The organism is Delftia sp. DT-2, from assembly GCF_028401915.1.
GTDB lineage: Bacteria > Pseudomonadota > Gammaproteobacteria > Burkholderiales > Burkholderiaceae_C > Comamonas > Comamonas tsuruhatensis.
In genome coordinates, this window is sequence record NZ_JAQOTI010000005.1 from 260,745 (window position 1) to 284,272 (window position 23,528).

Here is a 23,528-nt window from a genome sequence, read left to right on the forward strand (position 1 = left end):
CCATCAGTAGTCCCGCCCGCCGTAGACAGCGTAGTTCTGCCGTGACACCTTCTGGCTTGAAGCTGCGCGCTCGACGGCGGCGAGTTGGGCCTGCATGTCGTTGCGCGCCTTCATCAGCGATTCTGTCGTGTTGTAGATGATGGTCTGGCCACCGAGCGTGACCGAGCGCGCGCCGCGCGCAATGGCCTTGTTCAAGGCCTTGACGTAGCCCCGCAGGGTGGCGGCATCTTCGGTGGTAGTGCTCATGGTCCGGCAGTTTGCCAAACGAGTGCGAAACACTGCTGCGGTTAAGTTTCGGACTTTTGCGAAAATGCCGGAAACAAAAAGAAAACCCCGACGGAGCGGGGTGAAGGCCGTGGTGGCAGCCAAGGAGACAGCGGGTGCGGTGTCAAACACCACCAATCGAGAACTTTCGTGACCCCCGTTTTGCAACCTCGCTCGTGCAGGTGGTCAACCCGCCTTTGTCTGGTCGTAGGCTCGTTCCTCTCTATCGAGGCGACTCCCGGCGAAAGCACTCGATTGGTGGCCCTCGTCTTTCCGAGGTGTCAAGGCGCCGTTTCAATCCTGGGCAGACCTGAAGACCTTCTAGCATCCCTATCGTTGAACTGGCCCGGAAAGGCCTGTTCTCTGAGGCTGATGCAGTGCTGCGATCTGGTTAAAATCATATCGCATTTGCGAAATTAAAACAATATCCGACAAGATCACAAGGCTGCTACCGATGACCGCCGCGCACGGCGCCGAGCGACCGGCTTCGCGGGCAAAGGTTGTGCTGTCGGCTGAGAGACGACTTCGTTGGCTTGGACTTCACGGCGATCCTGGCGCGTGATTGCCATGGCGTTTTTCTCAAATGGCGCCAGCCACGCAGGTACGCGTGCCCAGTCCTCGACCTTGAACACGCCCAGGCGGTGCAACAGCGCGCGCTGCATGCGGCAATGGTCGAAGGTCTCGTTGCGCGCCCGCAGCTTGCGCCATGTGCCGTCCTTGCCGCGCACTTCCGCCTCCAGTTCGTCGAAAAACGCTGCAGAGACCCAGCCGTCGGGGTTGGTGTCGGGATGGCGCGCGGCGGGGAAGTGGATATAGCCCGGGCCCGGTGTCTGGCGCCGCAGGCCGGCGTCCACCTGGTCAGAGAGCTTGTTCGGATTGCACAGCAGCAGCGGCACATCGTCGCGCCCCTTCTTGCCATTCTTGCCGACCATGTTCTCGCGCATGTCGGGCGCGTCTTTTGTGGAGCCGCCCTTGTACAGAAACGCCCGCTTGGCGAGGCCCAACTGCCTCACGCGCCGGTACCACTCGTAGGCGTTGTGGGTGACACCTGTCTTACCTTCCTCGAAGACCCGTGCGTTCTTCTGCTTCCCACTGCCGCCCTGCTCCTGCAGCATCACGCGTCCGGCCTCGCCTCCGGTGTCGACGATCACGCCGATGGGGTGCATCTCCAGATCTCTTGTCGTCGTGCGCCAGGTGCCCAGTAGCACTTTTTCCGTCAGCAGGTCCCAGTCTTCGGGGTATGAGGCGGGGTCAAGCGGGGCGAACTCGTTCTTTCCGATGCCTGGGCGCTTCGACTCTGTGATCTTGAAACGGTCGATGACCCACTGCTCGCCGCCGGGGCCTACAGCATGGACCTGCACGTCAAATCGCGCGTTCTGACCGCCCTGCACGTCCACCGAGGCTGTGATGCAGCGCGCCGCCGGCGGCGCAATGAACCGCTCCAGGTCAACTTCTGCCCTGTCTCGCGGCGTCGTACCGCTGCCCCGAGCTTCCACAAGCCGGCGCTCGATGTACGGCATGCCCTGGTCGGTGTTGGTGGTCTGTTTCAGCTTTTGCTCGCTGCCCGTGAGCGCATAATCCTGCAATCCGTACAGGTGCTGCGCAACGATAGATTCCCAGGACTGGTATGCCGCCGCCACGCCCCCCAACCAATACCCCCTGATCGTTGACGTGCGCGGGCTGCCAACAAAGTGACCTTCGTCCACAAGACTGCAGCCGTCAGGAACCCAAATGCCGGCCTTGTTGAGCGTGCCTTTCATCTGGTGCCCGGGCTCGCTGCCGCAGTGCGGGCACGCCACCTGCCCATAGTGCTTCGCCATCGTCGGGATATCCATCGTGCGGATCTCTTCGAGCAACTGCTTGATCGCCGGCAAGCGCTTGAACAACGAAAGGCCGGGGGCTGCTTCAAACCACGCGCGGCAATCCAGGCAGCGCCAGTAAAACCGCCGACGGTCGGATCGGTTGTAGAGCGACAGAATCCCGCCAGTAGGCGGCGCCTCGTGCGGCGTTGCCGGTTGCCAAGACGGATCTACCAGTGGGTAGCCCGGGCTGGATTCCACCAGCGTCATGCCGCGCGAGAGAAACGTCGTGGTGCGCTTCTTGGCCAAATCGAACAGAGGGCCCTCCCCGTCCACGTTCTCCGCATTTTCGATCCGGTCGATATCCGTGATTGCAACGTACCGATAGGTCGAGCCTGAGACGTTGCCCACGGTCGGCCAGGCGATACGCACCCACATGCCATGCCGAAACATCGTGTCGAAGGTGTTGCTGTCCACCGCCCTGTCGGATTTCATGGCCTGGACCTTGGGCGAGTACCGGATAGCGCGGTCCACGTCCGTCTTGGAAAACTCCCGCGCCTTGTCCTTGGACATCTGCACGAACAACATGTCCCCTGGGTCGTTCACCACGGTGTGTGCCATCCATCCGAGCAGCAGCGACGCAGTCTTGCCCGTTCGGGCCGGGCCCACGAACACCACGGCTTCGTGCCTGCGGCTGGCCAAGGCGTCTGCAGGCTCGACCATGTACGGGGTTTCGGCAGGAGACCAAGAGGTCTTTGGCGAGCCGGGCTGTTGGATCACCAGTGTGTCGGCGATCCCCTCGCTGACACGCATCCGGTTGGGGGGCCTCAAGGCCTCGAAGCCGCTGCACGCGTCCGACAGTGCCTGGGCGTAGTGATCGCTCAAGGCTTTGCCTCCGTGAACAGAGCCAGCTCGTCGGCGATGTGGTTCAACGCTTCATCAATCGCCGCTTCGATGTCCTGCAGCACCTCCGGCGCCAGGCCGCATTTGCGCTCCAGGGAGTCGGGCAGCGACCGAAGCCCCTGCGACAGGGATGCAACCAGTGTGGCCGTGGCCTCGCGGTAGGCGGCGCGCGGTAGGTACTCGCCTGTCTTGACCTTCAGCTGCAGTTCGTTGAGGCCTGCGAGTGCCGCTTCTTTGCGGGCTTTCGCCAGCAGGTGACGCGTGGTGAGGCTCAACTGTCCATCTGCGGACTCGAGGTCCTCGTCGCCTACCTCTTCCCCCGCCTCGATGCGGCGTGCCATCTCGGCCGCCTTTTTCGGCGAGTAGCCTGGTGTCCGGCCACCGCGCGGCATGTACGGCCCGCGGCGAAAGCCCGGAGGCAACTCCGTTATCCCATCTGCGCCAAGGTCGAAATCTGCATGCATTTCGCAGATTGTCCATGTTTCGCGTTTGCGACACAAGCCCCAGCGCCATCCGTGTTCCAGGGGGTGCGGCGCCGCGCTGCCGGGTCGGCGGCCGGTCTCAAAATTGCTTAAATTTTAAGCGGGTGGCATGTGTGGCGTTTGAAGGGCTGTTTTAAATTGGTCATACCCCGCGCAGACGAGATCAATTCTAAAACCCCATTTAAACGCCACCTACGCCACCCTTTTTAGGTTTTTTGCTTAAAAAATAAGCAAACTGCGCTGATTTTTAGCTTTTGCGAAGTGACGCAAGCCAATTTTAAAATTTTCGGGCCAGGTTTTACCCGGGCTCAATGAGACCCGCGGCGCTTAAATTTAACGTCAGGGTCCCCCGTGCCCGGCAGCCGCGCAGAACACGGCTTAAAAGCAGGTGGCATGTGAGGCATTAGCTTGCTGCTCCTTACGAGCACGGCCCCTCGGCTCTGACAGCTGCCGATCAAACGCCACACATGCCACCCACCTACGAGGCGGGGGTGCTACACCCAGGCACGTAGCCTGATCACAACATGTTGATGGGACGCCAGTGCCCAGTGCTGTGCAGATGGCGCAGGCAGGCCGCCGATGAACCCTGATACAGTACGCACATGGCGGGTTCGTACTGCAAAGCTTGTGATAGGTTTACGCTGTACCGGCTAGGGGACAGCGCTTTACAGCGGTGCAAATGTGGGTATGGGAGTGCAGTTTATGCGCCCCCGCAATTCAAACGCTCGGAGATTGACTCACGGGGCGAAGAGAGTCCGCAGAGTCAAATAAGCAGCGTGGATATTAGCCCTCTAGAAGCGGTGTGCGACGCAATTCGCAAAAACTCCGAGCGACAGGATATTCCAGACACCACGCTGCAGGATCTTCTAAAAGATGCTACAGCACGAGATCCAGTGAGCCGAGATGCCGTTGCACGGCATTCACACATCGAAGAATTAGATACAGAGGCGACAACACCCAAATGTCCGAAATGCGCATGGCCCCGAATAAAAGAGAGCTCTGTTTGCGGAAATTGTGGAATTGTTTATGGCAAATACAACAGTATGCGCATTGCTGAATTGAGTGCAATACGTACACAAATTAAGCAGCGAGAACGCAGAAGATTATGGGCGACCTTAGCGGCTATCGCAGTTGCTACCCTTGTCTATTCGGTGTTTAAATTTATTTAAGGGATCGATACATGCGGGGCTACGCAGCTCTAATTACCATCTTGACATCGGCATTTTTTAGTGTCCATGCACAACCGGTCTACAAATGCGGCAACACATACAGTCAGACGCCATGCGCCCCAGACGCAAAGGCTGTAGACATCAAAGCTTCTAATGGCTGTGAGATTGCTGAAAACAGATATCGGAGCGACTGCTTCGATAGGCGCTTGGCTGATTCTGATAAAGCGTCGGCCAAATTGAGTAAGGAAATCGCGCTTAGCAAACTCCGTGTTCAAAAAGTTATTGATGAAAACGGGCCCATCACGCCTCCTAGTGAGGCAACACTGGCGCGGAACTATGCGGCCTGTCAGGCAGCAATCCGCACAAAGTTAAAAGACCCTGACTCAGCAAAATTTGATGCGTTTACGCGCTCCGCCAATGCGGCTCCTGCACTTGATTATCCAACCTGGCACGCAGCGATAGCGTATTCAGGACTCGTTAACGCCAAAAATAGTTACGGGGGGTATACGGGATCGAAATTCGCCTGGTGCGCGTTCGACCTTGCCGAGCAACGCATTTTGTTTACTCGTGGTCCTGATTAAAACATCCAATTTGCTAAATTTCTGCTACACTACAAAAAGTGCTTGCAAACGGGAAAATCTTCGGGATATACTGACGTCACTCCGAAAGGGGTGGAGCGTGATAACTCCTAGAGAACAGCGGATGGCCGCACCCGATAGCAATGCGGCTTTTTTGCGCCTGTGCCAGATTGATTTATGGCCGGGAGGGCGACGGATACAACACCCCGCAAGGGGAAAGAAGTCCGCCTAGCTGTTCCTAGGTTATCAACCTCCCGGCCGCCTTGTTCCTGCGCGTGATAACGCTTGAGCAAGGCCTTGTAAGTCTTGAACAGGAGCACTCACCATGGCACGTTCTGCAGCCCTCCGCGTATCCACCGATACCGCATCCATCTACGTTTCCGTCACTCCTAAGCGCGCCCGCTTGACGCCTCCTGCAGATCCTATGGAAGCCATTGAATGGCACGTCCGGCAGATCTGCACCCTCGCCGAAGAATATGTGTGCTCGACCAACGGCCTGTGCAATGGCCACCCAGCGCGTATTGCCAACCACAAGCGGAAGCTCGCATCGCTTGGTATCGACGAGTCGTCTCTCATATCGTTCATTCACCGCCTGGCGCCGCCCACGCACTGACCGCAGTCCGAATGGCCCGACGAAGCCCGCCTTGTGCGGGCTTTTTTCATGCACTATAGGGGTATGACTCCTGCACCCCTGCTCCAGTTCACCAGCGTTCGCACTCGCGTTGAGCACGGCAAGACGCTCATCGGTCTCAAGCACACAGCCAAGACATCCGCTGGCCTGCCCGTCACGACCACGTGGGTTGAGATGCCGCCAGAGGACGTTGGGCAGTTGATCAAGATACTGCAGGACACGCTGACCGAGCTGGGCCGCGAGTAGCACCCCCTCGGAACCCGGCGAAGCATCACACCCCGGCGGCATCGGCCAACTGAGCCGCCCTCCCTCTCCACACACAAGCCCCGCACAAGGGGCTTTTTTTGCGTCACGGCACCCCAAAAAGATCGCATATCGCTTTTTGCTAAATTTTTGCATAGCAATTTCATTTCGCGTTTGCTATACTGACTACATAACAACAGGACCAGCGGGGAGCGCGAGATGAAAACCGAAACTGCAGCAAACAAGGCCATGGAAGAACGCGCCGCGTGGCTTGCCAAGGGCGCTGAAAAAGCCCGGTGGTCCGCAGTATTGGCGAGGCCCACTGCCCGACATGCAGGCACTCCAGTGACCAAACCTGCCGGTCTCCTAGGTCGGCTACTGGGCCTATGCAGTTCGAAATTCTTGGCCCGCACTTAATAGGCTCAACGCCTTGCGTCGGTTTTTTTGACCCGCAGAGCTGGCCCCATCCCAGGGGTAAAGAGCTTTCCAAGGCCCGCACTGAAGCACACCCCGGGGTGGGAGGGGTCGCCCGTTCAAATTTGAAATCAGACCTGGGGGGTGGGAGGGGTCGCCCGTTCAAATTTGAAATCGGGCCGGATCACCCTGGTGCTACCCTGGGCCCAAACAGGCATGGGGGTGGCCTGCTGCTGAGTATCAACAGGCCCGGAACCCGCATAGGTTCTAGCTTTTGGTTGGCCACGTGGGGCGGATCACCATGGTGCTGCCCCGGGCTCAGATGCATATGCTGGACACGAAAACCCCTGTACAGGTTTCGCATAACTACTGTATATTCGTACAGCACACAGCATCCACAGGAGCCTCAGTTATGACAACGACACCCCAGGCGGACCCTTTCCCTACACAGACACCCCTGACCAGCCACGGCCCCCAAGTGCTCGCAGCAGGATGCCTGCTTGTGATCGGTAGGCGCGCGCTCCACGAGTACGGGGCTCAAAGGGGAGAGACTATGGGTCCGTTGGTCGCCCTGCTGCAAGAGGCCGTGGGGGCCTGGGCAACGGCCAATGATTGCGATCGGGCGGGCGTACTGGAGGCTGCAGCTGCTGTGGATGCGCACTTGCTGCCGGATGACTTCCCGACGGCCCATTGACCGTGACAGGAATGAAATCGGCAGCCTGCAAGCTGCCGAACATTTTCGTGTGCTAAGCACATCCGCCGAGAGAAATGCGTGCAACCCTTCAGACGCTCTGTCGGTCAAGCCGGTTCGTGCAGTTGCAAAGCCATTGCCCCCATCACTGTTGAAGCTTCAGCCCCTTTTGAGGTCTCGGTGTCGGTGATGACAGAAGGCTGAATTTTGGCACCCCGCTTTTTCCTGGGGCCTTTTTCCTGGCATTTTTCCGACGCCCTTTTTCCCAGGGGCTTTTTTCTGGAAAATTCTCCCTCAGCTTTTTCCTGAAGCGCCCCCGGTGGTGCCCAGCAGTCGTTCTCTGCTGATGGGCCCAGAGGCGCAATGATGCCCACCTGCTCCAGCTCTCGGCAGATCTGCTGGATACGCCGCTCGCTGACGCGCTCGATGCGGCTGACCTCGCGGGTGCTGAACCCTCGGGACAGCATCGTGGCCACCCGCTGACGGCGGCAATCCTCGTCGTAGGAGACGATGCGTGGCACGGCCAGGTGATCCCCGCCGAACTCTTGAGACAGACGCTCGGCTGCGCTGCGCCCGATGAGCAGCACCAGCACCTGCCCCTCTTCCACCGTGGTGGGCACATAGAGGTTGTTGCCGTTGCCGTACCAGGCCGAGAGCCGCAGCGTGGCCGAGAAGCCGATGATCGAGGCGATGTCGTCGAGTGTGGTGTTTTGTCGGTCCATGAGATGTCTTTCAGAAAACGTCGGCGATATCGCGCAGTCCAATGCCGCGGCGGATGCGCACGCCCTTCGAGCCTTTGTCTGAGGGGAAACGGGAGTCGAGGCGGCGGCCGAGCGCCTTGGAAGAGCTGATGAAGCGCACCAGGCCGCGCCGACGCGCGTAGGTCTCCCACGACTCCCACAGATCCGAGACCCTGGTGTGCAGGTTCTCGTCGATGTCGCAGCACTCTTCGATCCACTCGCCCAACAAGTCCATGTCCTTGCGGTAGTCGGCGCTGGCGGCCAGCACCTTGGCTGGCGGGTTCAGGCCCGACTGGCGGTAGCGCATGCCGGCGCGCACGATGAGGGCCAGGATGCCGGGCAACTCGGCCTCCAGCTTCTCGCGCCGCTGGTCGTCCTTGACGATGTGGGGGTCGTTGCGGAAGTCGCGCTCGAAGGGCAGCAGGCCCATACGCCGCCAGATGCCGTTGTCGGTGCCCTTGATGATGGGCTTGTGGTTCGTGGGCATGTAGACGGTCCACGTGGGCTCGATCTCGATCGAGTGCTTGGCCTGGATGCCGCGCGCGGTGATCGCGTCGCCGCCTGTCATGGCCTTGACCGCGCCTTCACGCAGCTCGCCGCCCTCGTCCGGCTCGTTGACGTACACGAACCGCGCGCCGCGCAGCCTCAAGAGGTCTTCCCGCGGTCCGCCGGCATTGCCGCCCATGGCGTCGCTGATAAACGATGCAGCGTCGGCCGAGCGCGCGTAGCCGCCGAAGGCCCTGCGCACCGCGTTGAAGATCGTGCTCTTGCCGTTGGCGCCGTTGCCGAAGGCGATGAACATCATGTCCTCCCGCGGCTGGCCTTGCAGCGCGTAGCCGAACGTGCGCGCCACGTACTCGACCATCTCCAGATCGTCGAAGAACACGTCGCGCAGGGTCTGCTCGAAGAGCGGGCACTTCGCCCCGGGGTTGTATTCGCAGCCCGCGGACAGGGTGATGCGCAGATCGGGCGAGGCCGGCAGCAGCGCGCCGGTGCGCAGGTCGACCACGCCGTTTTTCACGCCCAGCAGGTGCCTGTGCTTGTCCAGCTCCGAGGACGGCACGCAGACGCGCGGGTCGCTCTCGGCCAGCTTGACCATGGCCGCCACCATGGCGGCGCGCTGGCTCAGGCTGCAGAAGGCGAAGAACTCGCCCGGGTCGGCGTGGCTGGCCGCCTCGCTGGGCAGATCCTTGATGGTCTCCTTGGCGTAGTGGGCGACCTCAGTGTTCCCACCCATGGCCGTGCGCCAGTAAACGCCCGTCCAGACGTACCAGGTGGCCGTGTCCGGGCAGAACATCAGGCTGTCGCCGTAGCGCGCCAGCATGCGCTCGGTGTTGCCGAACTCGGTCAGAGGTGCGACGGCGGCAGCGGCCGGCGGACGCTCCACCTTGATGAGCTTCTTGAATTCGGTCTTGTTGATGGCCAGGCCGAATTCCTTGGCGCGGCCGGCCACCAGGCTGTAGGCCTCGATCTCCAGGATGGGGAACTCGAGCAGCAGGCGCGACACGTCGGGCATGACACGCGTCTGCAGCGTGAGCATGTCCGGGGCCTCCTTGAGCAGCCTCTGCATCTCGGCCAGCGCGCCGCGCATGCGTTCGTCGTTGCTCGCTGCCATCTGGTCGCGGCGCCAGGACAGCAGCCACCGGCCGGTGATGGGCGGGCCGCCACGGTCTCGGCCGAAGGAGTCCCAACGGCCTTCCACGTCCTTGCGGCCGGCGTAGCTGTCGCCGGTGGCGCTCCACTCGTCAGCCAGGTCCAGTGCGTCTTCGGAGCCGTCGAACTCGTGGTGCAGCGCCATCAGCGCATTCACCCACTCGGCGCGCGAGACACTGGCGCTGCAGTCGAACAGGTACTCGCGCGCCTGGTCCATGGTCCAACCCAGCTTTTCCGGGCCCAGGGCGGCCAAGTTGGCTTCGCCGGTGACTGTCAAGGCGCCCGGCACGGGCAGCGGGCCTGTGTCGCCGAAGCGCTGGGCGTAGAGCTTTTGCACGCCGGGCGAGACCGGGGCGACGGTGTCCTGCAGGCCCCACAGCTGTGTGTTTGGCGTGGCCTCGCCGGTGACCGTCACGAAGCCGTTGTGACCGAAGAACTCGATGTCGAAGAGGCCGTCGAGGCGCGCCGCGCCAGCCTGCCCGCCAACACGCTTGGATTTGTGGGCGTTGTCCTTGCGGCTGGCCATGGCGCCCAGGTAAAAGGCGCGCAGCCCGGTGCCGGAGGGCGAGAACTCGGCGTAGGTGTCCGATATCAGGGCCTCGATGCGCGCATCGGTGATCTGGCCGCCGGACACGCAGCAGTCGAAGTCCAGGGCGACGATGCCGCCGTTGGCGATGGGCGCGAAGCCCAGGCCGGTGTAGCCGCGCTCGCGCACGGCATGCACTGCAGCGTCGAACGTCGTGAGCTGGGCCAGGTCCTCGGCCGTGCCCTGCTCTCCGTTGCGCGGCGCGCCGTTGGCGTAGAAAGGGACCTTGCGGGGCTTTGGCTCGTCGGGCTTCTTGACCAGGCGCCAGACGAGCCACTGCTTGCGCTCGCGCAGCACCTGGGGGATATCGGGAGGGGAGAAAGTCATGCAGGCTGGCTCGCGGGTTTCTTGGCAGAGCCGATGAAGGCACAGCGCACAGGGTGGCCGATGTCCTCGGTGGCGCAGGCCGCCAGCGCTTCAGTGACGGCGGCGTAGTGCTCGGCCGTTGGGGCGTTGGTCTTGACGAGATCTTGAACCGCCTGCGCGAGCAGACGACGGGTGACGGGCGAAGACATAGGCTGGCGACCTGTTCTGCGAACACCCCGTGGGCAGGGACCGGGAAGTAGAGCGCCAGCCATGACCTCGCCGCAAAACGAGGACTTCGAGGCCCCTGCCCACGGGGTTCTGCGGATGCTGTGGATGTAGGCTGGCGTCGCTAAATTGTATATCGCATTTGCGAAATAACAAAAAGAAAGACCGACGTCAGTGCGCCGGTCTTTGGTTGAGGGGTGGAACGGGCTACTTTGGCTTATCGAGCGCGGTTGGCTGCGTTCTTACTGGGGAAAGACTTCAAGATCTCGCTGTTGATTTGTTCAGGCGTCCAACCGCGCGGCGCGTAGATGTAGACCGCTTGTTCTGAACCCTTTGGTGCCGCCAACCGGTGCAGTTGATAGTCCATTTCCCCGCCGTCGTCAGCGGTGGCGCGCAGGGTTGTCAGGTATTCCGTGTGGATTGTCCGGCCGTTCAATGGGCCACCAAGCACTTGCGCTGTGATCTGCATCGGTCTTCCTTTGTAAGTGGATCAGTGATTCTGCACGCCGGCCGACTTGGGCTGACAGAACAACTCGTGGTTCCACAGAACCCGAGGCATCAGGAATTTCTGGCCGCACTTGGCGCACTGTTGGTATCGGACGTACATGCTCAGCTCCGATCTACCGGGCACATGCTCGCCAGCGTGTCCATCGTGATGATTTCCGTACCGTGGCGTTTATGCATCACCAGCGATGCGTCGGAGATGCCCTTAGCGAGGCGAGAACGGCAGGCGCCACGCTTGCAGGTGGCCAACTGGTAGAGATAGGCCGTTGTCGTGCCCGCCAGGGAGGCAAAGTCGTTTCGGCGCTCATCCGAGCCCAGCTGACGCAGCAGGGCCAGGAGCGGCGTGGATGGAGGGGGAAGAGGTTGTCGCATGCGCTGAATTGTCGCATTCATTTAGCGTTTGCGCAATAACACGCGCAAGCGTATAGCACATGCGATAAACGTAAGCCTAGCAACGATTCTATGCTCACATTTTTTACAGGGTCGTCTTGTAAAATACTTCGGTATTCGCTATCGTTGATGCGAATCACTTCAGGACACAGACCATGGATCTCACCAGCCTCCGTATCGCAAATGCACGCAAAGCAATGGAAGCCGTTGGCGGCGTGAATAAGGCGGCGGTAAAGATGGGCTACGCAAACGCAGCTTTCCTCAGCCAGATCTTCGGCCCCAACCCCACAAGATCGCCGACCGAGAAGACCATGCGGCGCCTGGAAAAGGCCTTGGGGCTGGAGGAAGGATCTCTGGACAAGGAGCCGGTGCCTGAATTGCCAGCCCAATCGGCTGGCGTGACGACGCAGATCGACCCCGGCCAGCTTGCCCAGGTGATCACTCTGGTCAACCGGCTGCTGGAAGAGGAAAAAGTCTCTCTGCCCACCGATCGTTTCGCCAATCTGGTGGCCGTGGCATACGACGAGGCTGCAGAACACGCCGGCCAGGCGCGCGAGAGCAAACTGCGCCAGGTCGTCCGCCTGCTACGCTGATCGGCAGCCGCCAGGAGACGGGTGTCAACGAGAGACCGAATCTTTGGCCGCCACAGGCAGAGAATCCAGGACCTGGCAGCACTCAGCGCATACCTTGAAGGCCTTGAACGGCCGAGCGCCCTCCCCGCTTTTCTCCTTTTCGCAACGCAGGCAACGGATGGTTTGCAGACGGCCCAGAGATTCCAGCCCGCTGGGTGCGCGGCCTTTCTTCGGGCTACGCATGGGCACTACCCGGCCAGGCCACGAGGCCTTGTAGCTTGCGTGCACGGCGTGCGGCAGTACGCTGAGCCCCGCTCATCTTCGGGCGCGGTACGTCCTTCATCTGCCCGAGCTGATAGCACGCCACCAGATTACGGCCGCCGTCAGCTGGTTGGTCCCAGGCTGCGATGAACACTTGCCCTGCGCGACGCAGCTCGTCGACGTAGTGACCGACCGTCTGGGTGTGCAGCCCGGTGAGCTCCGCCAACTCGGCGCGCGAGTACGGCCCTTCGTGCAGTGCCTTGATGAGTTGGGCGTATGCGAAGGCGCCCACTTTTCCAGAGCGCTTCATTGCACCACTCCGCAGACGCCGTGGTCGATCAGTACCTGCTCCACTGCGCTGGCGGCATCCCAGGCTTGAGCGTGCGTCAGCCAGCCCGGAGAACGCAAGGCTTCCTTGATCGCACTGGCTGGCGCCGCAGGCAACGTGCGCACCTGCTCGGTCATCAGTTCACGCACCAGCGCGACCAGGGCGCCCCGCTGCCGCACACGAGTCGCCTGCAGCGCTGCGTCACTGACTTGGCTGCGGCCGTGCCTCTTGGCCACGTCCTGCAAACGCCCCTCATGGGTGCGCAGCAGCTTTTCCAGCCGCTGTTGTTGCTCAGGTGTCATCGCCATTTCTCCATAGGTTTGCCCGGCGTCTCCCAGACGATGTCCATCGTCAGGCGCCAGGCCTCGTCGTTGTCGGCCCCTGCACGCAGCGCGCCGTGCACAGGAGCCATGGGGTTGCGCTCGCAACACGGGGAGCCCGGCCGGTGCGCGTAGTGGTAGCCCCCGCAGGTGCAGACAGCGTGGCTGTGGTCTGAGCAGTGCTTGATCAGCAGCACGAACGACGTGCGCCGCGTGCGGCATGCAGGGCAGCGGAAGCGGCGCGGCATCTCAACGAGCCTCTGCAGCTACGCGGCCGCGCGCGGCGCGAGTCTTGCGCATCTGCTCCGCGGGGGTGAGTGCACGCCCTGGGCGCGGTGTGTCCGGCCGACGACCCCAGGCGAACACCGGCACGAACAGCCGGCCGTTCTTGTCGGGGGCCCAGGCGGCCACATGCAGATCAGCGCGATGCTTCTTGACCCAACGCGCCAGGCGCCGGGCGGCCATGCGGGTGGCCAGCTCCATGTCGGCGTACCCCATCGGCTTTTCTCGCAGCAGTTGCTGCAGCGCGAGGGACTGCTGTTGCGTGATGCGCTCAGCCACGGGTGCCCTCTGCGGCTTGTTGTGCGGCGACTGCTGCGCGCAGGCGCGCCACGCGCTCCGAAAACATCTTGCTCATGGCGGTGGCGTCTTCGAGGGAGGCCTGCCAAGTAAGCAGGGACCTTTCAGCCTCTTTCAGTTGCTGCTCACGCAGTTGCGCCACGGTGCGCGGCTTGAGGAAAGCGAACATTGCAGCCTCCTTTTTGTGTTTGCGATGAGCGCACTTTAGCGTTGAATTTCGCTTTTCACAAAATCATGTCGCAAAAATCCACGAACTTGGCTTGGCTATTTCGCAAACGCGAAATGTCGTGCACAATGCAGGCTCCGCAAACGCAATTTCGCAAGTTTTTACGGAGCCAACCATGACCATCGAAGCGAAGATTGACGAGACCAACAACCTGCTGCGCCAGCTGCTGGCCGCATACCAGTCCGGCCAGCAAGTCGCCGGCGAAACCGCAGCCACCGGCACCCGCAAGCGCCGCACCAAGGCAGAGATCGAGGCAGACGAAGCCGCTGCCGCCGCTGCTTCGGCCGGCACCCAAACCGCTCCTGTCGTCGATGGCGACCCGGCGGGCACGGTGTACTGGGCCAGCGACGCCCACAAGCTGGTGTTCGCACAGAAGCCCGGCGAGGCAGCACCCCAGGGAAACGAGTTCTCGCAGGTGTCGAGCACCGACTACCTGGCCAAGAAGGAAGCGTTCGCCGCTGCGGAGAAAGCTGCAGCCACGCAACAGACCAGTGCCAGTACCGCGCCTTCTGCAACAGCCCAACAGGCCACTGCCTCGGCCGCGACTTCGGGCGCCGCTGAACCCACCTGGGACGAAGTGGTCGCCGGCCTGAAGTCGCTGGCGCAGAACCCTGCGCACGGCGCCACTGCGGTGATGGCCACCGTCCAGAAGTTCAAGCCCGGCGCTGCCAACGTGCCCGCTCTCAAGGACCTGGGCCAGAACGCCGCAATCCTGGCCCACGTCAACGGCCTGTTGAATCCCGGCGCAGGCGCCGAGGTGGACCCGCTGTTCGGCTGATCGACAACCCCTCCAGCAAGCCCCTTCCATGAGGGGGTTTGCGAAGTAGCTGTCTCCCCACCACGTCCATGTCCAAGAAACACGCCCGCCTATCGCCATCCAGCGCAGACCGCTGGACCTCGTGCACAGCCAGCCCTGCGGCGCAGGACGGCATCCCGAACGAGAACAGCGACGCCTCGCGCGCCGGCACCACCTGCCACCAGGTGCAGGAGGAACTGCTGCTCAACCCCGACCGCGACCCGCAGGTCTACCTGGGCGCGAGGCTGGTTTTCTGGTCGCACCCAGAGAGCGACAGCAAGGGCGGGACCTGGAACGAAGAGTTCCACGCAGGCATGGCCGCAGAGGTTCAAGTCGAGGCCGAGGTCGAAGTCACACAGGAAATGATCGACGCGGTCGTTTCGGCCGTGACCTTCATCCGTGAGCAGCACCAGCTGCTGGACGGCGAATTGCTGGTCGAGCAGCGTGTGCCCATCGGCCAGTTCACTGGAGAGGAAGACGCCTACGGCAGCGCCGACGTGATCCTGCTGGGGTCCGACTGGCTCCATGTCATGGACTCGAAGTTTGGCCGCAAGCGTGTCCACGCCAGCAAGGTGATCCGCCACGAGTCCGTGGACTTCATCACCGGCGAGATCCTGCCTCTGCTGCTCGGCCCCAACCTGCAGATGGCCAGCTATGCCCTCGGCGCGGTCCATGCACACGATGTCTTCGGCGAGGTCAAGACGGTCACGATGACCATCGTGCAGCCGTTCATCGGCCACACCGACAGCTTCACCTGCACCATCGACGAGCTGCGCGAGGTCGAAAAATTCATGACCGCCAAGGCTGAAGAGACCCGCACGGCGCCGCGCTTCGTCCCCGAATACGACAACTGCTTTTTCTGCCGGGCCAAAGGCAACTGCTACGCGCAGACCTCGAAGGCCCTGGGCACTGTATTTGACGGCTTCGGCGAGGCAGACAGCGGCATCTTGCGCCGGTCCGACCCGCTCAAGCTGGGCTCTCAATACGCCCTGGTGCCGTTCGTCCAGCAGTGGGCCAAGGATGTCGAAGAGGCGACCTACCGCGCGCTGCAGAACGGCGAGCCGGTGGTGCGCAACGACGGCGTGCCCTACAAGCTCGTGCCCGGCCGCGCCGCCAAGCGCACCTGGCGTGACGAAGAGGCTGCCGCAGCAGTCCTCCATGCCGCTCGCATCCCTCGCGACCGCATGTACCTGTTCCAGCTCATCAGCCCGGCAATGGCCGAGGCAATGTCCAAACAAAAACGGCCCCCCAAAGGCCAACCCCCGCAGCCTGCAGAGCTTCCACCCAGCAAGTGGAAAGACCTGCAGCCGCTGATCGCCCAGGGCGAGCCTGCACCGCAGATCGCCTTGGCTACAGACCCGCGACCGGCACTGTGCAAAGCAGACGGTTTCGAGGACGCGCCCACGCCTATTGACCCTATGGCGGCTTTGTTCGGCGAGTGATTGCCGAGCGCCATCGATACGCAAAAAGCCAACTCGTAAATCTCAAAGATCGGAAATCAAAATGGCATCGAACTTCGCATCCAGCAAGCCTGTAATCCTGAAGAACATTCGTCTGCAGTGGGGTGACTTATTCCAAGCCGCCTCGGGAGAAATCAACGGTAAGAAGACCGAGCCCAAATTCAAGGCTGTCGGTTTGTTCCCGCCCGGCTCCGACGCCGCCGCGCAAGCAAAAGCCGGCCTGCTGGAGGCTGCAACGGCCTTGTGGGGTGCCAACGCAGAAAACGTGTTGGTGAATATCAGCGCGAATTCGAAAGCGGTGCGCAACGGGAACTCGAAGATCGACGATGCCGGTGCTGTGCGGCCTGAGTTCAAGGACATGCTGTTCATCTCGTGCAGCAACAAGCAGCGCCCTCAGATCATCGCCCCGAAGCTCCTGGACGGCAAGTTCGTGACGATCACCGAAGACGGTCGCGGCATGGTCAACGGCATCGATGTAACGGATCGACTGGGCTACGTGCTCAAGGCCCCGTACCGCGGCTGTTACGTCAACCTGAAGGTGCAGTTCGTCGCTGGCAAGGCCTTCAAGGCCAACAGCGGCGAAATGATCCCCAACCAGGTCTACGCCAAGCTGGAGGCTGTTCAGTTCGTGCGCGATGGCGAGCCCTTCGGCGCCGGCCCCACTTCTGCAGAAGGCTTCGGCGAGGAAGAGGTTTCGCAAGAAGCCGTCGACGCCAACGCCCTGTTCTAAGGCCCGCGCGCACTCCATGAAACAAGCCCTCTGCCGCTGGCAGGGGGTTTTTCAAAAAGGAACTGGAAATGAACAGCGAAGAGTTGGCGCAGTTGCGTCTGCAATATCACGACCTGGGCGAGCGCATCAAGGTCGGCGAGGCCATGGCCAAGAAAGAAGCGCTCCAGAACGCCAAAGATTCAATGACCGCTGCCGGCCTCACTGATGCCGAGATCGCGGCGCATTTCAGCAAGGTCCGCAAGCCCTCCAGCGTCAGCGGAACGAAGGTGCCCGTCAAATACCGCGACCGTGCAACGAACTCCACCTGGACGGGCCGCGGCAAAGCACCCACGTGGTTCAGCCAAAAGCGCTTGCATGGCGGCGATATCGAGCAACTTCGCTGACCGGAGGCTGGTATGAAACCCATCACCCGCAACCTCTTCACATACCAAGCTGACATCTTGGCAACCGCAGCGGAATTGGACTCGCGTCTGCCGCATTTTACGGACCCCGGACAGCATGAACGCAGCTCTTTCGGCTTCATACCTGTCGTTCCTGACAGCGAATCTCGAGTACTGCAGTTCACCGGCGGCTGGGCGCTTTGCTACCGCGAAGACAAGAAACTGCTGCCCAGCGCTACTGTACGCAAGGCGGTAGACGAAAAGGCGCAAGCCATCACCGTAGCGACCGGACGCAGGCCCGGAAAAAAAGAACGCAACGAGATCAAAGCAGATGTGATCTACGAATTGCTGGCCCAGGCCTTTGTCAACTCGAAATTGACATACGTCATTTACTCAACACGCACCAATCGATTATTCGTCAACACCAGCGCCCAAAAAACTTCGGATGCCGTGGTGAGCGCTTTGGTCCACGCGCTCGAATCAGTGAAGACTTCGACTGTTCACGTGAGCGAACCTGCCATGGGTTTGACGCAGCGCTTGCTCAACTGGCTCGACGACAAAGACGACGAAGAGTGTTTCGGCAGCTTCTACCCGTGCGACGAAATCGTTCTTGGGAACCGCGGTCGAAAGTGGTCTGTCAAGGTCGAACGCTTGCGTGAAGCGGAGCCGACCATGCGAAACGCCATCGACAAGGGTGCCAAGGTGGATTCCATGCGCTTCCAAACCGAGGACGAAGTGGCGTTTCGCATAGACCAGTCCTTGCGGTTGAAGGGGGTGAAACACCGAGCGGCGCCCGAGGATTCCATCAACGACGACGCTCCCGACGCAAGCCATGTCTGGCACGCGCAGTTGACCCTGGAGGTGGCCGCCCTGGACGCAATCATGGACGAGCTGTTGGATCTTCTGAGTCCTGAAAAAGCCCAAGGCAGCAAGGCTACAGACCCGCTTGCGGACCTGTTCGGCTGACCACTGCCTTTCGCCAGCGGCCTGCTCGCGCGGGCTGCTGCCAAAACGCAAGGGAGCAAAAAGTGATCAATCAGACGGACCGCAAATTCCTCGCCACAGCCGAAGCCATCGGGCAAATCTGGAGCAAGGACCCTTCCACGCGCGTCGGCGCCGTCGCCGTGGGCAACACCAAGAACCAGGTGGCCTTCGGCTACAACGGCCTGCCGCCGGGCATCGCAGACACCGACGAGCGCCTGCAAAACCGAGACCTGAAGCTGTCGCTCACGCTGCACGCCGAAGAGAACGCCCTGGCCAACGCCTCGTTCGTCGTGCGCACCGTGTATGTCACCCACCACCCATGCGCCGGTTGCGCCCTGCGCATTCTGGCCAAGCGCAGCGTGCGCCGGGTGGTCTACATCGTCCGGCCGGACTTTGACGCCCGTTGGGCAGCCAGCTTGACCGAGGCTCGCATGCTGTTCGAAGAGGCCGGCGTGCAGATCGAGGGTTGCGAGCTGTGACCGCCCCCCTCTGGCTCGACCGCGAAACCTGGTCCGAGCGTGATCTAAAAGAGGTCGGCACGGCGCGGTATGCCGAGGTGGCCGAAGACCTGCTGTTTGCCTATGCCATCGGCGACGGGCCGGCGCGCGTCTGGGATTGCACGGCGGAAGAGATGCACGACGAGCTGTTCTACGCCATGGAGGACAAGGACAGCGAGGCCTGGGCCCACAACGCATTTTTCGACCGGACGATCCACAACGGCCCCGCGCAGGCGCATCTGCCGCGCATCGCGGACGAGCGCTGGCGGTGCAGCATGGCGATGGCGCTGTCGCACGCCCTGCCCGGCGGCCTCGCCGATCTGTGCCGGGTGCTGAAGGTCCCAGCGGACATGGCGAAGCTGGCCGACGGCAAGAAGCTGGTGCGCCTGTTCACCCAACCCCAACCAGACAATCGCAAGATCCGACGCGCCACGCGCCTGACGCATCCGGCCGAGTGGGAGCGCTTCAAGCAGTACGCCGCCAACGACATCACCGCCATGCGCGAGTGCGTGCGCCGCATGCCCGTCTGGAACTGGGACGCCTCTGCCATCGCCGAGTGGCACCTGGACCAGCGGATCAACCAGCGCGGGTTCCAGGTGGACCAGGCGCTGACACGCGCTGGCGCGCGGGCGGCCGTAGAAGAGAAGGCGCGCATTGCCACGCGCTTCGCGCAACTGTCCGGCGGGCAGTTCACGCCGGGCCAGCGCGAGAAATTCCGGGTGTACCTCGGGCAGCGCCTGGGCTACGAACTCGACAACACCCAGGCCGGCACCTTCCAGGTGATGCTGCGCGACGAGGGCCTGCCGGCCGACGTGCGCGAGATGATGGAGCTGGCCATTGCCAGCAACAAGACGAGCACAGCGAAATACGCCGCCCTGGACCCCGCCGTGTCGCCTGACGGGCGCTTCCGTGGCGGCCTGCAGTTCGCCGGCGCCAGCCGCACGCGACGCTGGGCAGGCCGACTCTTCCAGCCCCAGAACCTGCCGTCCCGAGGCCTGCCCTCGGCCGAGGTGATCGAGGACTATATCGAGCACCTGAAGATGGGCACGCACGCCCTGTTCTTCGACAACCTGATGCTGCTGGGCGCCGCTGCGCTGCGTGGCTGCGTGGTGGCCGCGCCCGGCAAGAAACTCGTCGTGGCGGACCTGTCGAACATCGAGGGCCGGGTGCTGGCCTGGATCGCGCGGGAGGAATGGAAGCTCAAAGCCTTCCGCGAGTATGACGCTGGCACAGGGCCGGATCTCTACAACATCACAGCGGTGAGCATCATCGGCGGCGACCCGTGGAACGTCGAGAAGAAAAACCGAAACGCTTTCGGCAAGGTCCCCGACCTGGCCTCCGGCTACCAGGGGGGCGTGGCTGGATACCAGACGTTCGCGCGCAGCTACGGCCTGAAGATGGCCGACTTCTGGGACACCATCCAGCAGATGGTGCCGGCCCAGCACGTCGCCAAGGCATGGGAGAACCTGGCCTCCTGGGGCCACCCCCAACTGGAGTCCCTGGAGATCGACGAAATCGAGTGGGTGGCCAGCGAGACATGCAAGCTCGCCTGGCGCGCGCGGCACCCGGCCACCAGCAAGTTCTGGTACGCCCTGGGCGGCGCGGCCAAGGACGCTATCCGCAACCCAGGCTCCGTTTTCACCGCCGGGCCCTTCATCAAGCTGCGCACCGTCTCGCATCGCGGTCAAAAGTGGCTGGTTGTGCGCCTGCCCAGCGGCCGGTTCCTGACGTACTTCGAGCCACACATTGTCGGCCAGGGGCGTGACGAGGCCATCGCATATTGGGGCGAGGCGTCCGAGGAAGGCAAGACCACGCGCCAGTGGGTGCGCGTCTTTACCCACGGGGGCAAGATGACCGGCAACTGCTGCCAGACCATCGCACGCGACATCCTGGCGCCCTCCATGGCCGTCGCCGAGAACCGCGGCTACCTGCCGGTGCTGTCGGTGCACGACGAGGCCTTGACCGAGGTGCCCGACACCGACGAATTCACGGCTGCCGGGCTGGTCCAGATCCTGGCCACCAACCCCGCTTGGGCGCCAGATCTGCCACTGGCCGCAGCGGGCTTCGAGGCATACCGCTACAAAAAAGACTGATGCTCCACAGCCCCGCAAGGGGCTTTCTTTTTTGCGATATTTCATTTAGCATTTGCGTTATAAATTTCGCAACCAAGGAGCACCGCATGCCCGTCACCACCCCCATCACAGCCAACAGCCTGGATATCACGAAGGAACGAGTCAAAGAATGGAGCGCCTGCGCCGGCGGCTACCGTTGGTTCCTTGAGCAGTTCCCCCAAGGCGGCCAGTTTGTACCCGTCTACCGCGCGTTGCGTGCAGCAGGCCGGGCTGACGACGCAAATTGGCTGGTTGGAAAGATCAGCCCGGAGCTGGACCCCGTACTGCGTGTCGCACAGATCGCCCAGGTGGTCGGCGCGGATCGCGAATGGGTGGCAGAGCAGGTGCAAGAAGTGATCAAGGCTGCCGACAAAGATGTCGCCACTGGCTACAAGGGCCACGCCGCAGCCACTGGCGACGACGGCCACGCCGCAGCCACTGGCGACGACGGCCACGCCGCAGCCACTGGCAACTACGGCCACGCCGCAGCCACTGGCTACAAGGGCCACGCCGCAGCCACTGGCTACAAGGGCCACGCCGCAGCCACTGGCAACTACGGCCACGCCGCAGCCACTGGCTACAAGGGCCACGCCGCAGCCACTGGCGAACACGCAATTGCAGCCGCCCTCGGTACAGCATCGAAAGCGATGACCGGTGAAAAAGGCGCAATCGTGCTGGCCCATTTCAACGACGACGGCGAACTGATTCACATCCGCGCGTCGAAGGTGGGCGAGAACGGCGTGGCGGCCGGCAAGTGGTATCTGCTGGACGCCGACGGCCAATTCGCGGAGTGCGAAGAATGACCTACCCCGACCTCGACTCCCTCGTCCAGCGCGCCAACCGGCAACTGGACGGGATGACCATCAACCGCGACCAGTTCTCGCGAGACACCATCGCCTTGGCCGGCGAGCTGAAGCGCTGGCGCGAGGCCCACGCCCGTTTGGAAGCAACCCGCCCTGTGGGGCAGGGCCACCCTTTCGACGGCATCTTCGGAGATCTGTTCAAGGGCCAGGCGCGATGACTCAATTCTTCGACCTGATGATCGACACCGAGACGATGGGGTTGCCGCCGGCCGGCGCGCTCCTGTCGATCGGCGCCGTCTTCTTTGACCTGCATACCCAGACCCTGGGGCCGACGTTCAACCGCACGATCAACCTCGCCTCCAGCGTCAAGCACGGCGGCACCATCGACGCAGGGACCGTGCTCTGGTGGTTGCGCCAGGGCGACGAGGCCCGCAAGGCGGTTGCCTACGGCGGCGAACCTATTGACCTGGTGCTCGCAGACTTTGCCACCTGGATCGCGCAGACCTGCCGCCATGACGACGTGCGCCCCTGGGGCAACTCATCGACGTTCGATCTGACCATCGTGGGCGGGGCCTTCCAGCGCCTGGGCCTGAAGGCTCCTTGGTATTTCACCAACGAGCGCGACTTCCGCACCGTGCGCAATATGTTCCCGCATATTGAATATGACCCGGGCGAAAAGGGTGCTGGCGCGCACAACGCACTGGCAGACGCACAGTTTCAGGTGGCCCATCTCTTCAAGATCAAGAACCGCAATAACCATGAGTAGCCCGACCATACCTCTTGTCGGTAGGTCTACCGTTCGATCGGTGTCCTGCCCTGAATGCGGAGCCATCCCGGGGCGCAAGTGTTTGGGACACAACGGCAAACCGCGAACCAGTTGCCACGCAGATCGCTGGATCGCCTATCGGCAACAAGCCTCAGCGGCACTTGTCCAACGTTCCTCGACTACCACGCACTGAATCCTGTATGCCCCGTGAATCCGCCATCGAGCGCGCTGACCGCAAGAACCACAAGTCTGCGGGCCACCTGCTGCTGAAGTTTGTCAGCCCAGGCCGAAACGGGATGCCCGATGACATTCTGCTGAAACCTATTCCACCAGAGCACCAAGAACTCGTGGCCCGTTATTTCCGCTTCGTTGAATACAAGAAGCCGAAAGCGACGCCGCGATCCGACCAATTGCGCCGCCATGCCGAATTGCGCGCATTGGGTTTTACCGTCGACGTGATCGACAGCCAATCCGCATAAGGACACATCCGCTATGCCTCTTATTCAAGTTCGAAATACCAACGACTCGGGCACGACAATTATTCAATCGGACCTGATTGAAAAAATGGAATGGGTGGGCCGTGCATGGCCGCCCTACACCGCGATCACGATATACGGCAAGGTCATGACTTCAGCCGAAAGCCCCGAGGAAATCCAATCGAAAATCCGCGCAGCTACCACCCAGCCCCCAACGGCACAGTCGAAGGCTGACACCCTGGCCCGCTACGCTGCGGCATTCGAGCTTTGGGAAGACGAGTTCCGGGCCGACCCCAGCACCTTCTTGACGGCGGAAGAGATCGCCGCCATGGAAGTCGCGCCACTGGCAGTACAGCGCGCCATGACTTTCGTGGGCTACCTGCGCGCCGGCGGACAGGAGGGCTGAACCATGCCCACCCTTCCACAAAACTCGGATGAGCGCGACGCCGCGCTGCGCGAACTCGCCACGGCCCTGTCGGCCACCGCCGCCGGCAACCCACTGGATATCTCGATCGGCGCGGCTGCGACCTTCATCGTCAGCCAGGTTGAGGCCGTCGGCGATCCTGACCTCTTCGCATACGCTGCGCGGACGCTGCGCCGGGTCGCAGACATCCTGCAGCCTCCGGCCGAATGACCAAGCGGTACACGCCCCGTCCGTGGC

At 62.1% G+C, this 23,528-nt stretch carries 32 protein-coding genes; 19 read left to right on the forward strand and 13 right to left on the reverse strand.

Annotation, left to right across the window (positions count from 1 at the left end):
* Positions 1-3: 3 nt before the first annotated feature.
* The 3 genes from PO605_RS10690 to PO605_RS10700 form a co-directional block, all read right to left on the reverse strand.
* A complete protein-coding gene (locus PO605_RS10690) occupies positions 4-246 on the reverse strand; it encodes a phage head-tail joining protein (protein ID WP_012205269.1) in 243 nt (80 codons plus the stop codon).
* A 455-nt stretch (positions 247-701) separates the two neighbouring features.
* Positions 702-2,948, reverse strand: a complete 2,247-nt coding sequence (locus tag PO605_RS10695) for a phage terminase large subunit family protein (RefSeq protein ID WP_272206455.1) — start codon at positions 2,946-2,948, stop codon at positions 702-704.
* On the reverse strand, positions 2,945-3,430 hold the full coding sequence (locus PO605_RS10700) for a hypothetical protein (protein WP_272206456.1): 486 nt from the start codon (positions 3,428-3,430) through the stop codon (positions 2,945-2,947). The genes PO605_RS10695 and PO605_RS10700 overlap by 4 nt, the downstream gene beginning before the upstream one ends.
* Positions 3,431-4,224: 794 nt before the next feature.
* On the opposite strand from PO605_RS10700, the gene PO605_RS10705 reads away from it, so the two are divergent.
* The 4 genes from PO605_RS10705 to PO605_RS10720 all read left to right on the forward strand — a co-directional run bounded on the left by PO605_RS10705 (position 4,225) and on the right by PO605_RS10720 (position 6,072).
* Positions 4,225-4,617, forward strand: coding sequence for a hypothetical protein (locus tag PO605_RS10705; protein ID WP_272206457.1), 393 nt, complete (start codon positions 4,225-4,227; stop codon positions 4,615-4,617).
* Positions 4,618-4,823: 206 nt separating this feature from the next.
* Positions 4,824-5,198, forward strand: a complete 375-nt coding sequence (locus PO605_RS10710) for a hypothetical protein (protein ID WP_231574419.1) — start codon at positions 4,824-4,826, stop codon at positions 5,196-5,198.
* 322 nt (positions 5,199-5,520) lie between these two features.
* Positions 5,521-5,808 (forward strand): hypothetical protein, encoded by a 288-nt coding sequence (locus tag PO605_RS10715; protein ID WP_128422593.1) that lies wholly within the window; start codon positions 5,521-5,523, stop codon positions 5,806-5,808.
* A gap of 63 nt (positions 5,809-5,871) precedes the next feature.
* Positions 5,872-6,072 carry a hypothetical protein gene (locus tag PO605_RS10720; RefSeq protein WP_272206458.1) on the forward strand — a complete coding sequence of 67 codons (201 nt, stop codon included), beginning with the start codon at positions 5,872-5,874 and terminating at the stop codon, positions 6,070-6,072.
* A gap of 1,209 nt (positions 6,073-7,281) precedes the next feature.
* Here PO605_RS10720 and PO605_RS10725 read toward each other — a convergent pair.
* From PO605_RS10725 to PO605_RS10745, 5 genes are all read right to left on the reverse strand, one after another.
* A complete protein-coding gene (locus tag PO605_RS10725; protein ID WP_272206459.1) occupies positions 7,282-7,896 on the reverse strand; it encodes a hypothetical protein in 615 nt (204 codons plus the stop codon).
* A gap of 10 nt (positions 7,897-7,906) precedes the next feature.
* On the reverse strand, positions 7,907-10,480 hold the full coding sequence (locus PO605_RS10730; protein WP_272206460.1) for a phage/plasmid primase, P4 family: 2,574 nt from the start codon (positions 10,478-10,480) through the stop codon (positions 7,907-7,909).
* Positions 10,477-10,668: a hypothetical protein gene (locus tag PO605_RS10735; RefSeq protein WP_043781792.1), complete on the reverse strand. Its 192-nt coding sequence runs from the start codon at positions 10,666-10,668 to the stop codon at positions 10,477-10,479. The genes PO605_RS10730 and PO605_RS10735 overlap by 4 nt, the downstream gene beginning before the upstream one ends.
* Positions 10,669-10,901: 233 nt before the next feature.
* Positions 10,902-11,153 carry a hypothetical protein gene (locus tag PO605_RS10740; RefSeq protein WP_272206461.1) on the reverse strand — a complete coding sequence of 84 codons (252 nt, stop codon included), beginning with the start codon at positions 11,151-11,153 and terminating at the stop codon, positions 10,902-10,904.
* 140 nt (positions 11,154-11,293) lie between these two features.
* A complete protein-coding gene (locus PO605_RS10745; RefSeq protein ID WP_272206462.1) occupies positions 11,294-11,581 on the reverse strand; it encodes a hypothetical protein in 288 nt (95 codons plus the stop codon).
* Between the two features lie 152 nt (positions 11,582-11,733).
* Here PO605_RS10745 and PO605_RS10750 point away from each other — a divergent pair, with 152 nt between their 5' ends.
* Positions 11,734-12,171 carry a hypothetical protein gene (locus PO605_RS10750; RefSeq protein ID WP_272206463.1) on the forward strand — a complete coding sequence of 146 codons (438 nt, stop codon included), beginning with the start codon at positions 11,734-11,736 and terminating at the stop codon, positions 12,169-12,171.
* A gap of 214 nt (positions 12,172-12,385) precedes the next feature.
* Here the strand turns inward: PO605_RS10750 and PO605_RS10755 are convergent, their stop codons facing one another.
* Genes PO605_RS10755 through PO605_RS10775 form a run of 5 tightly spaced genes read right to left on the reverse strand, consistent with a single transcriptional unit; the run spans position 12,386 to position 13,807 of the window.
* Positions 12,386-12,721 (reverse strand): winged helix-turn-helix domain-containing protein, encoded by a 336-nt coding sequence (locus PO605_RS10755; RefSeq protein ID WP_272206464.1) that lies wholly within the window; start codon positions 12,719-12,721, stop codon positions 12,386-12,388.
* Positions 12,718-13,047 carry a hypothetical protein gene (locus PO605_RS10760; RefSeq protein ID WP_272206465.1) on the reverse strand — a complete coding sequence of 110 codons (330 nt, stop codon included), beginning with the start codon at positions 13,045-13,047 and terminating at the stop codon, positions 12,718-12,720. Before PO605_RS10760 ends, PO605_RS10755 begins: the two co-directional genes overlap by 4 nt.
* On the reverse strand, positions 13,038-13,307 hold the full coding sequence (locus PO605_RS10765) for a hypothetical protein (protein WP_272206466.1): 270 nt from the start codon (positions 13,305-13,307) through the stop codon (positions 13,038-13,040). Before PO605_RS10765 ends, PO605_RS10760 begins: the two co-directional genes overlap by 10 nt.
* Position 13,308: 1 nt before the next feature.
* Complete coding sequence (locus tag PO605_RS10770) at positions 13,309-13,620, reverse strand: hypothetical protein (RefSeq protein ID WP_272206467.1); 312 nt, start codon at positions 13,618-13,620, stop codon at positions 13,309-13,311.
* Positions 13,613-13,807, reverse strand: a complete 195-nt coding sequence (locus PO605_RS10775) for a hypothetical protein (RefSeq protein WP_046238170.1) — start codon at positions 13,805-13,807, stop codon at positions 13,613-13,615. The genes PO605_RS10770 and PO605_RS10775 overlap by 8 nt, the downstream gene beginning before the upstream one ends.
* A 172-nt stretch (positions 13,808-13,979) precedes the next feature.
* Between PO605_RS10775 and PO605_RS10780 the strand changes: the two genes are divergently transcribed.
* The 14 genes from PO605_RS10780 to PO605_RS10840 all read left to right on the forward strand — a co-directional run bounded on the left by PO605_RS10780 (position 13,980) and on the right by PO605_RS10840 (position 23,501).
* Positions 13,980-14,642 (forward strand): hypothetical protein, encoded by a 663-nt coding sequence (locus PO605_RS10780; RefSeq protein ID WP_272206468.1) that lies wholly within the window; start codon positions 13,980-13,982, stop codon positions 14,640-14,642.
* A 68-nt stretch (positions 14,643-14,710) separates the two neighbouring features.
* Positions 14,711-16,102, forward strand: coding sequence for a DUF2800 domain-containing protein (locus PO605_RS10785; protein ID WP_272206469.1), 1,392 nt, complete (start codon positions 14,711-14,713; stop codon positions 16,100-16,102).
* A 61-nt stretch (positions 16,103-16,163) separates the two neighbouring features.
* The gene (locus PO605_RS10790) at positions 16,164-16,850 is read left to right on the forward strand and encodes an ssDNA-binding protein (RefSeq protein ID WP_272206470.1); all 687 of its coding nucleotides are present in this window, start codon (positions 16,164-16,166) and stop codon (positions 16,848-16,850) included.
* A gap of 68 nt (positions 16,851-16,918) precedes the next feature.
* Complete coding sequence (locus tag PO605_RS10795) at positions 16,919-17,233, forward strand: H-NS histone family protein (protein WP_151019408.1); 315 nt, start codon at positions 16,919-16,921, stop codon at positions 17,231-17,233.
* A gap of 12 nt (positions 17,234-17,245) precedes the next feature.
* Positions 17,246-18,196 (forward strand): recombination-associated protein RdgC, encoded by a 951-nt coding sequence (gene rdgC, locus PO605_RS10800; RefSeq protein ID WP_272206471.1) that lies wholly within the window; start codon positions 17,246-17,248, stop codon positions 18,194-18,196.
* A 62-nt stretch (positions 18,197-18,258) separates the two neighbouring features.
* The gene (locus tag PO605_RS10805; RefSeq protein ID WP_047472127.1) at positions 18,259-18,693 is read left to right on the forward strand and encodes a deaminase; all 435 of its coding nucleotides are present in this window, start codon (positions 18,259-18,261) and stop codon (positions 18,691-18,693) included.
* Positions 18,690-20,804, forward strand: coding sequence for a DNA polymerase I (locus PO605_RS10810; RefSeq protein WP_272206472.1), 2,115 nt, complete (start codon positions 18,690-18,692; stop codon positions 20,802-20,804). The genes PO605_RS10805 and PO605_RS10810 overlap by 4 nt, the downstream gene beginning before the upstream one ends.
* Before the next feature lie 86 nt (positions 20,805-20,890).
* Positions 20,891-21,625: a hypothetical protein gene (locus PO605_RS10815; protein WP_272206473.1), complete on the forward strand. Its 735-nt coding sequence runs from the start codon at positions 20,891-20,893 to the stop codon at positions 21,623-21,625.
* Complete coding sequence (locus tag PO605_RS10820; protein WP_272206474.1) at positions 21,622-21,843, forward strand: hypothetical protein; 222 nt, start codon at positions 21,622-21,624, stop codon at positions 21,841-21,843. The genes PO605_RS10815 and PO605_RS10820 overlap by 4 nt, the downstream gene beginning before the upstream one ends.
* Positions 21,840-22,391 carry a 3'-5' exonuclease gene (locus PO605_RS10825; RefSeq protein ID WP_272206475.1) on the forward strand — a complete coding sequence of 184 codons (552 nt, stop codon included), beginning with the start codon at positions 21,840-21,842 and terminating at the stop codon, positions 22,389-22,391. The genes PO605_RS10820 and PO605_RS10825 overlap by 4 nt, the downstream gene beginning before the upstream one ends.
* Positions 22,384-22,584 carry a zinc finger domain-containing protein gene (locus PO605_RS31010; RefSeq protein WP_442874708.1) on the forward strand — a complete coding sequence of 67 codons (201 nt, stop codon included), beginning with the start codon at positions 22,384-22,386 and terminating at the stop codon, positions 22,582-22,584. The genes PO605_RS10825 and PO605_RS31010 overlap by 8 nt, the downstream gene beginning before the upstream one ends.
* Before the next feature lie 7 nt (positions 22,585-22,591).
* On the forward strand, positions 22,592-22,870 hold the full coding sequence (locus PO605_RS10830; protein ID WP_272206476.1) for a VRR-NUC domain-containing protein: 279 nt from the start codon (positions 22,592-22,594) through the stop codon (positions 22,868-22,870).
* Positions 22,871-22,883: 13 nt separating this feature from the next.
* Positions 22,884-23,273 carry a hypothetical protein gene (locus tag PO605_RS10835; protein ID WP_272206477.1) on the forward strand — a complete coding sequence of 130 codons (390 nt, stop codon included), beginning with the start codon at positions 22,884-22,886 and terminating at the stop codon, positions 23,271-23,273.
* Between the two features lie 3 nt (positions 23,274-23,276).
* Positions 23,277-23,501 carry a hypothetical protein gene (locus tag PO605_RS10840; protein ID WP_272206478.1) on the forward strand — a complete coding sequence of 75 codons (225 nt, stop codon included), beginning with the start codon at positions 23,277-23,279 and terminating at the stop codon, positions 23,499-23,501.
* Positions 23,502-23,528 lie beyond the last annotated feature (27 nt).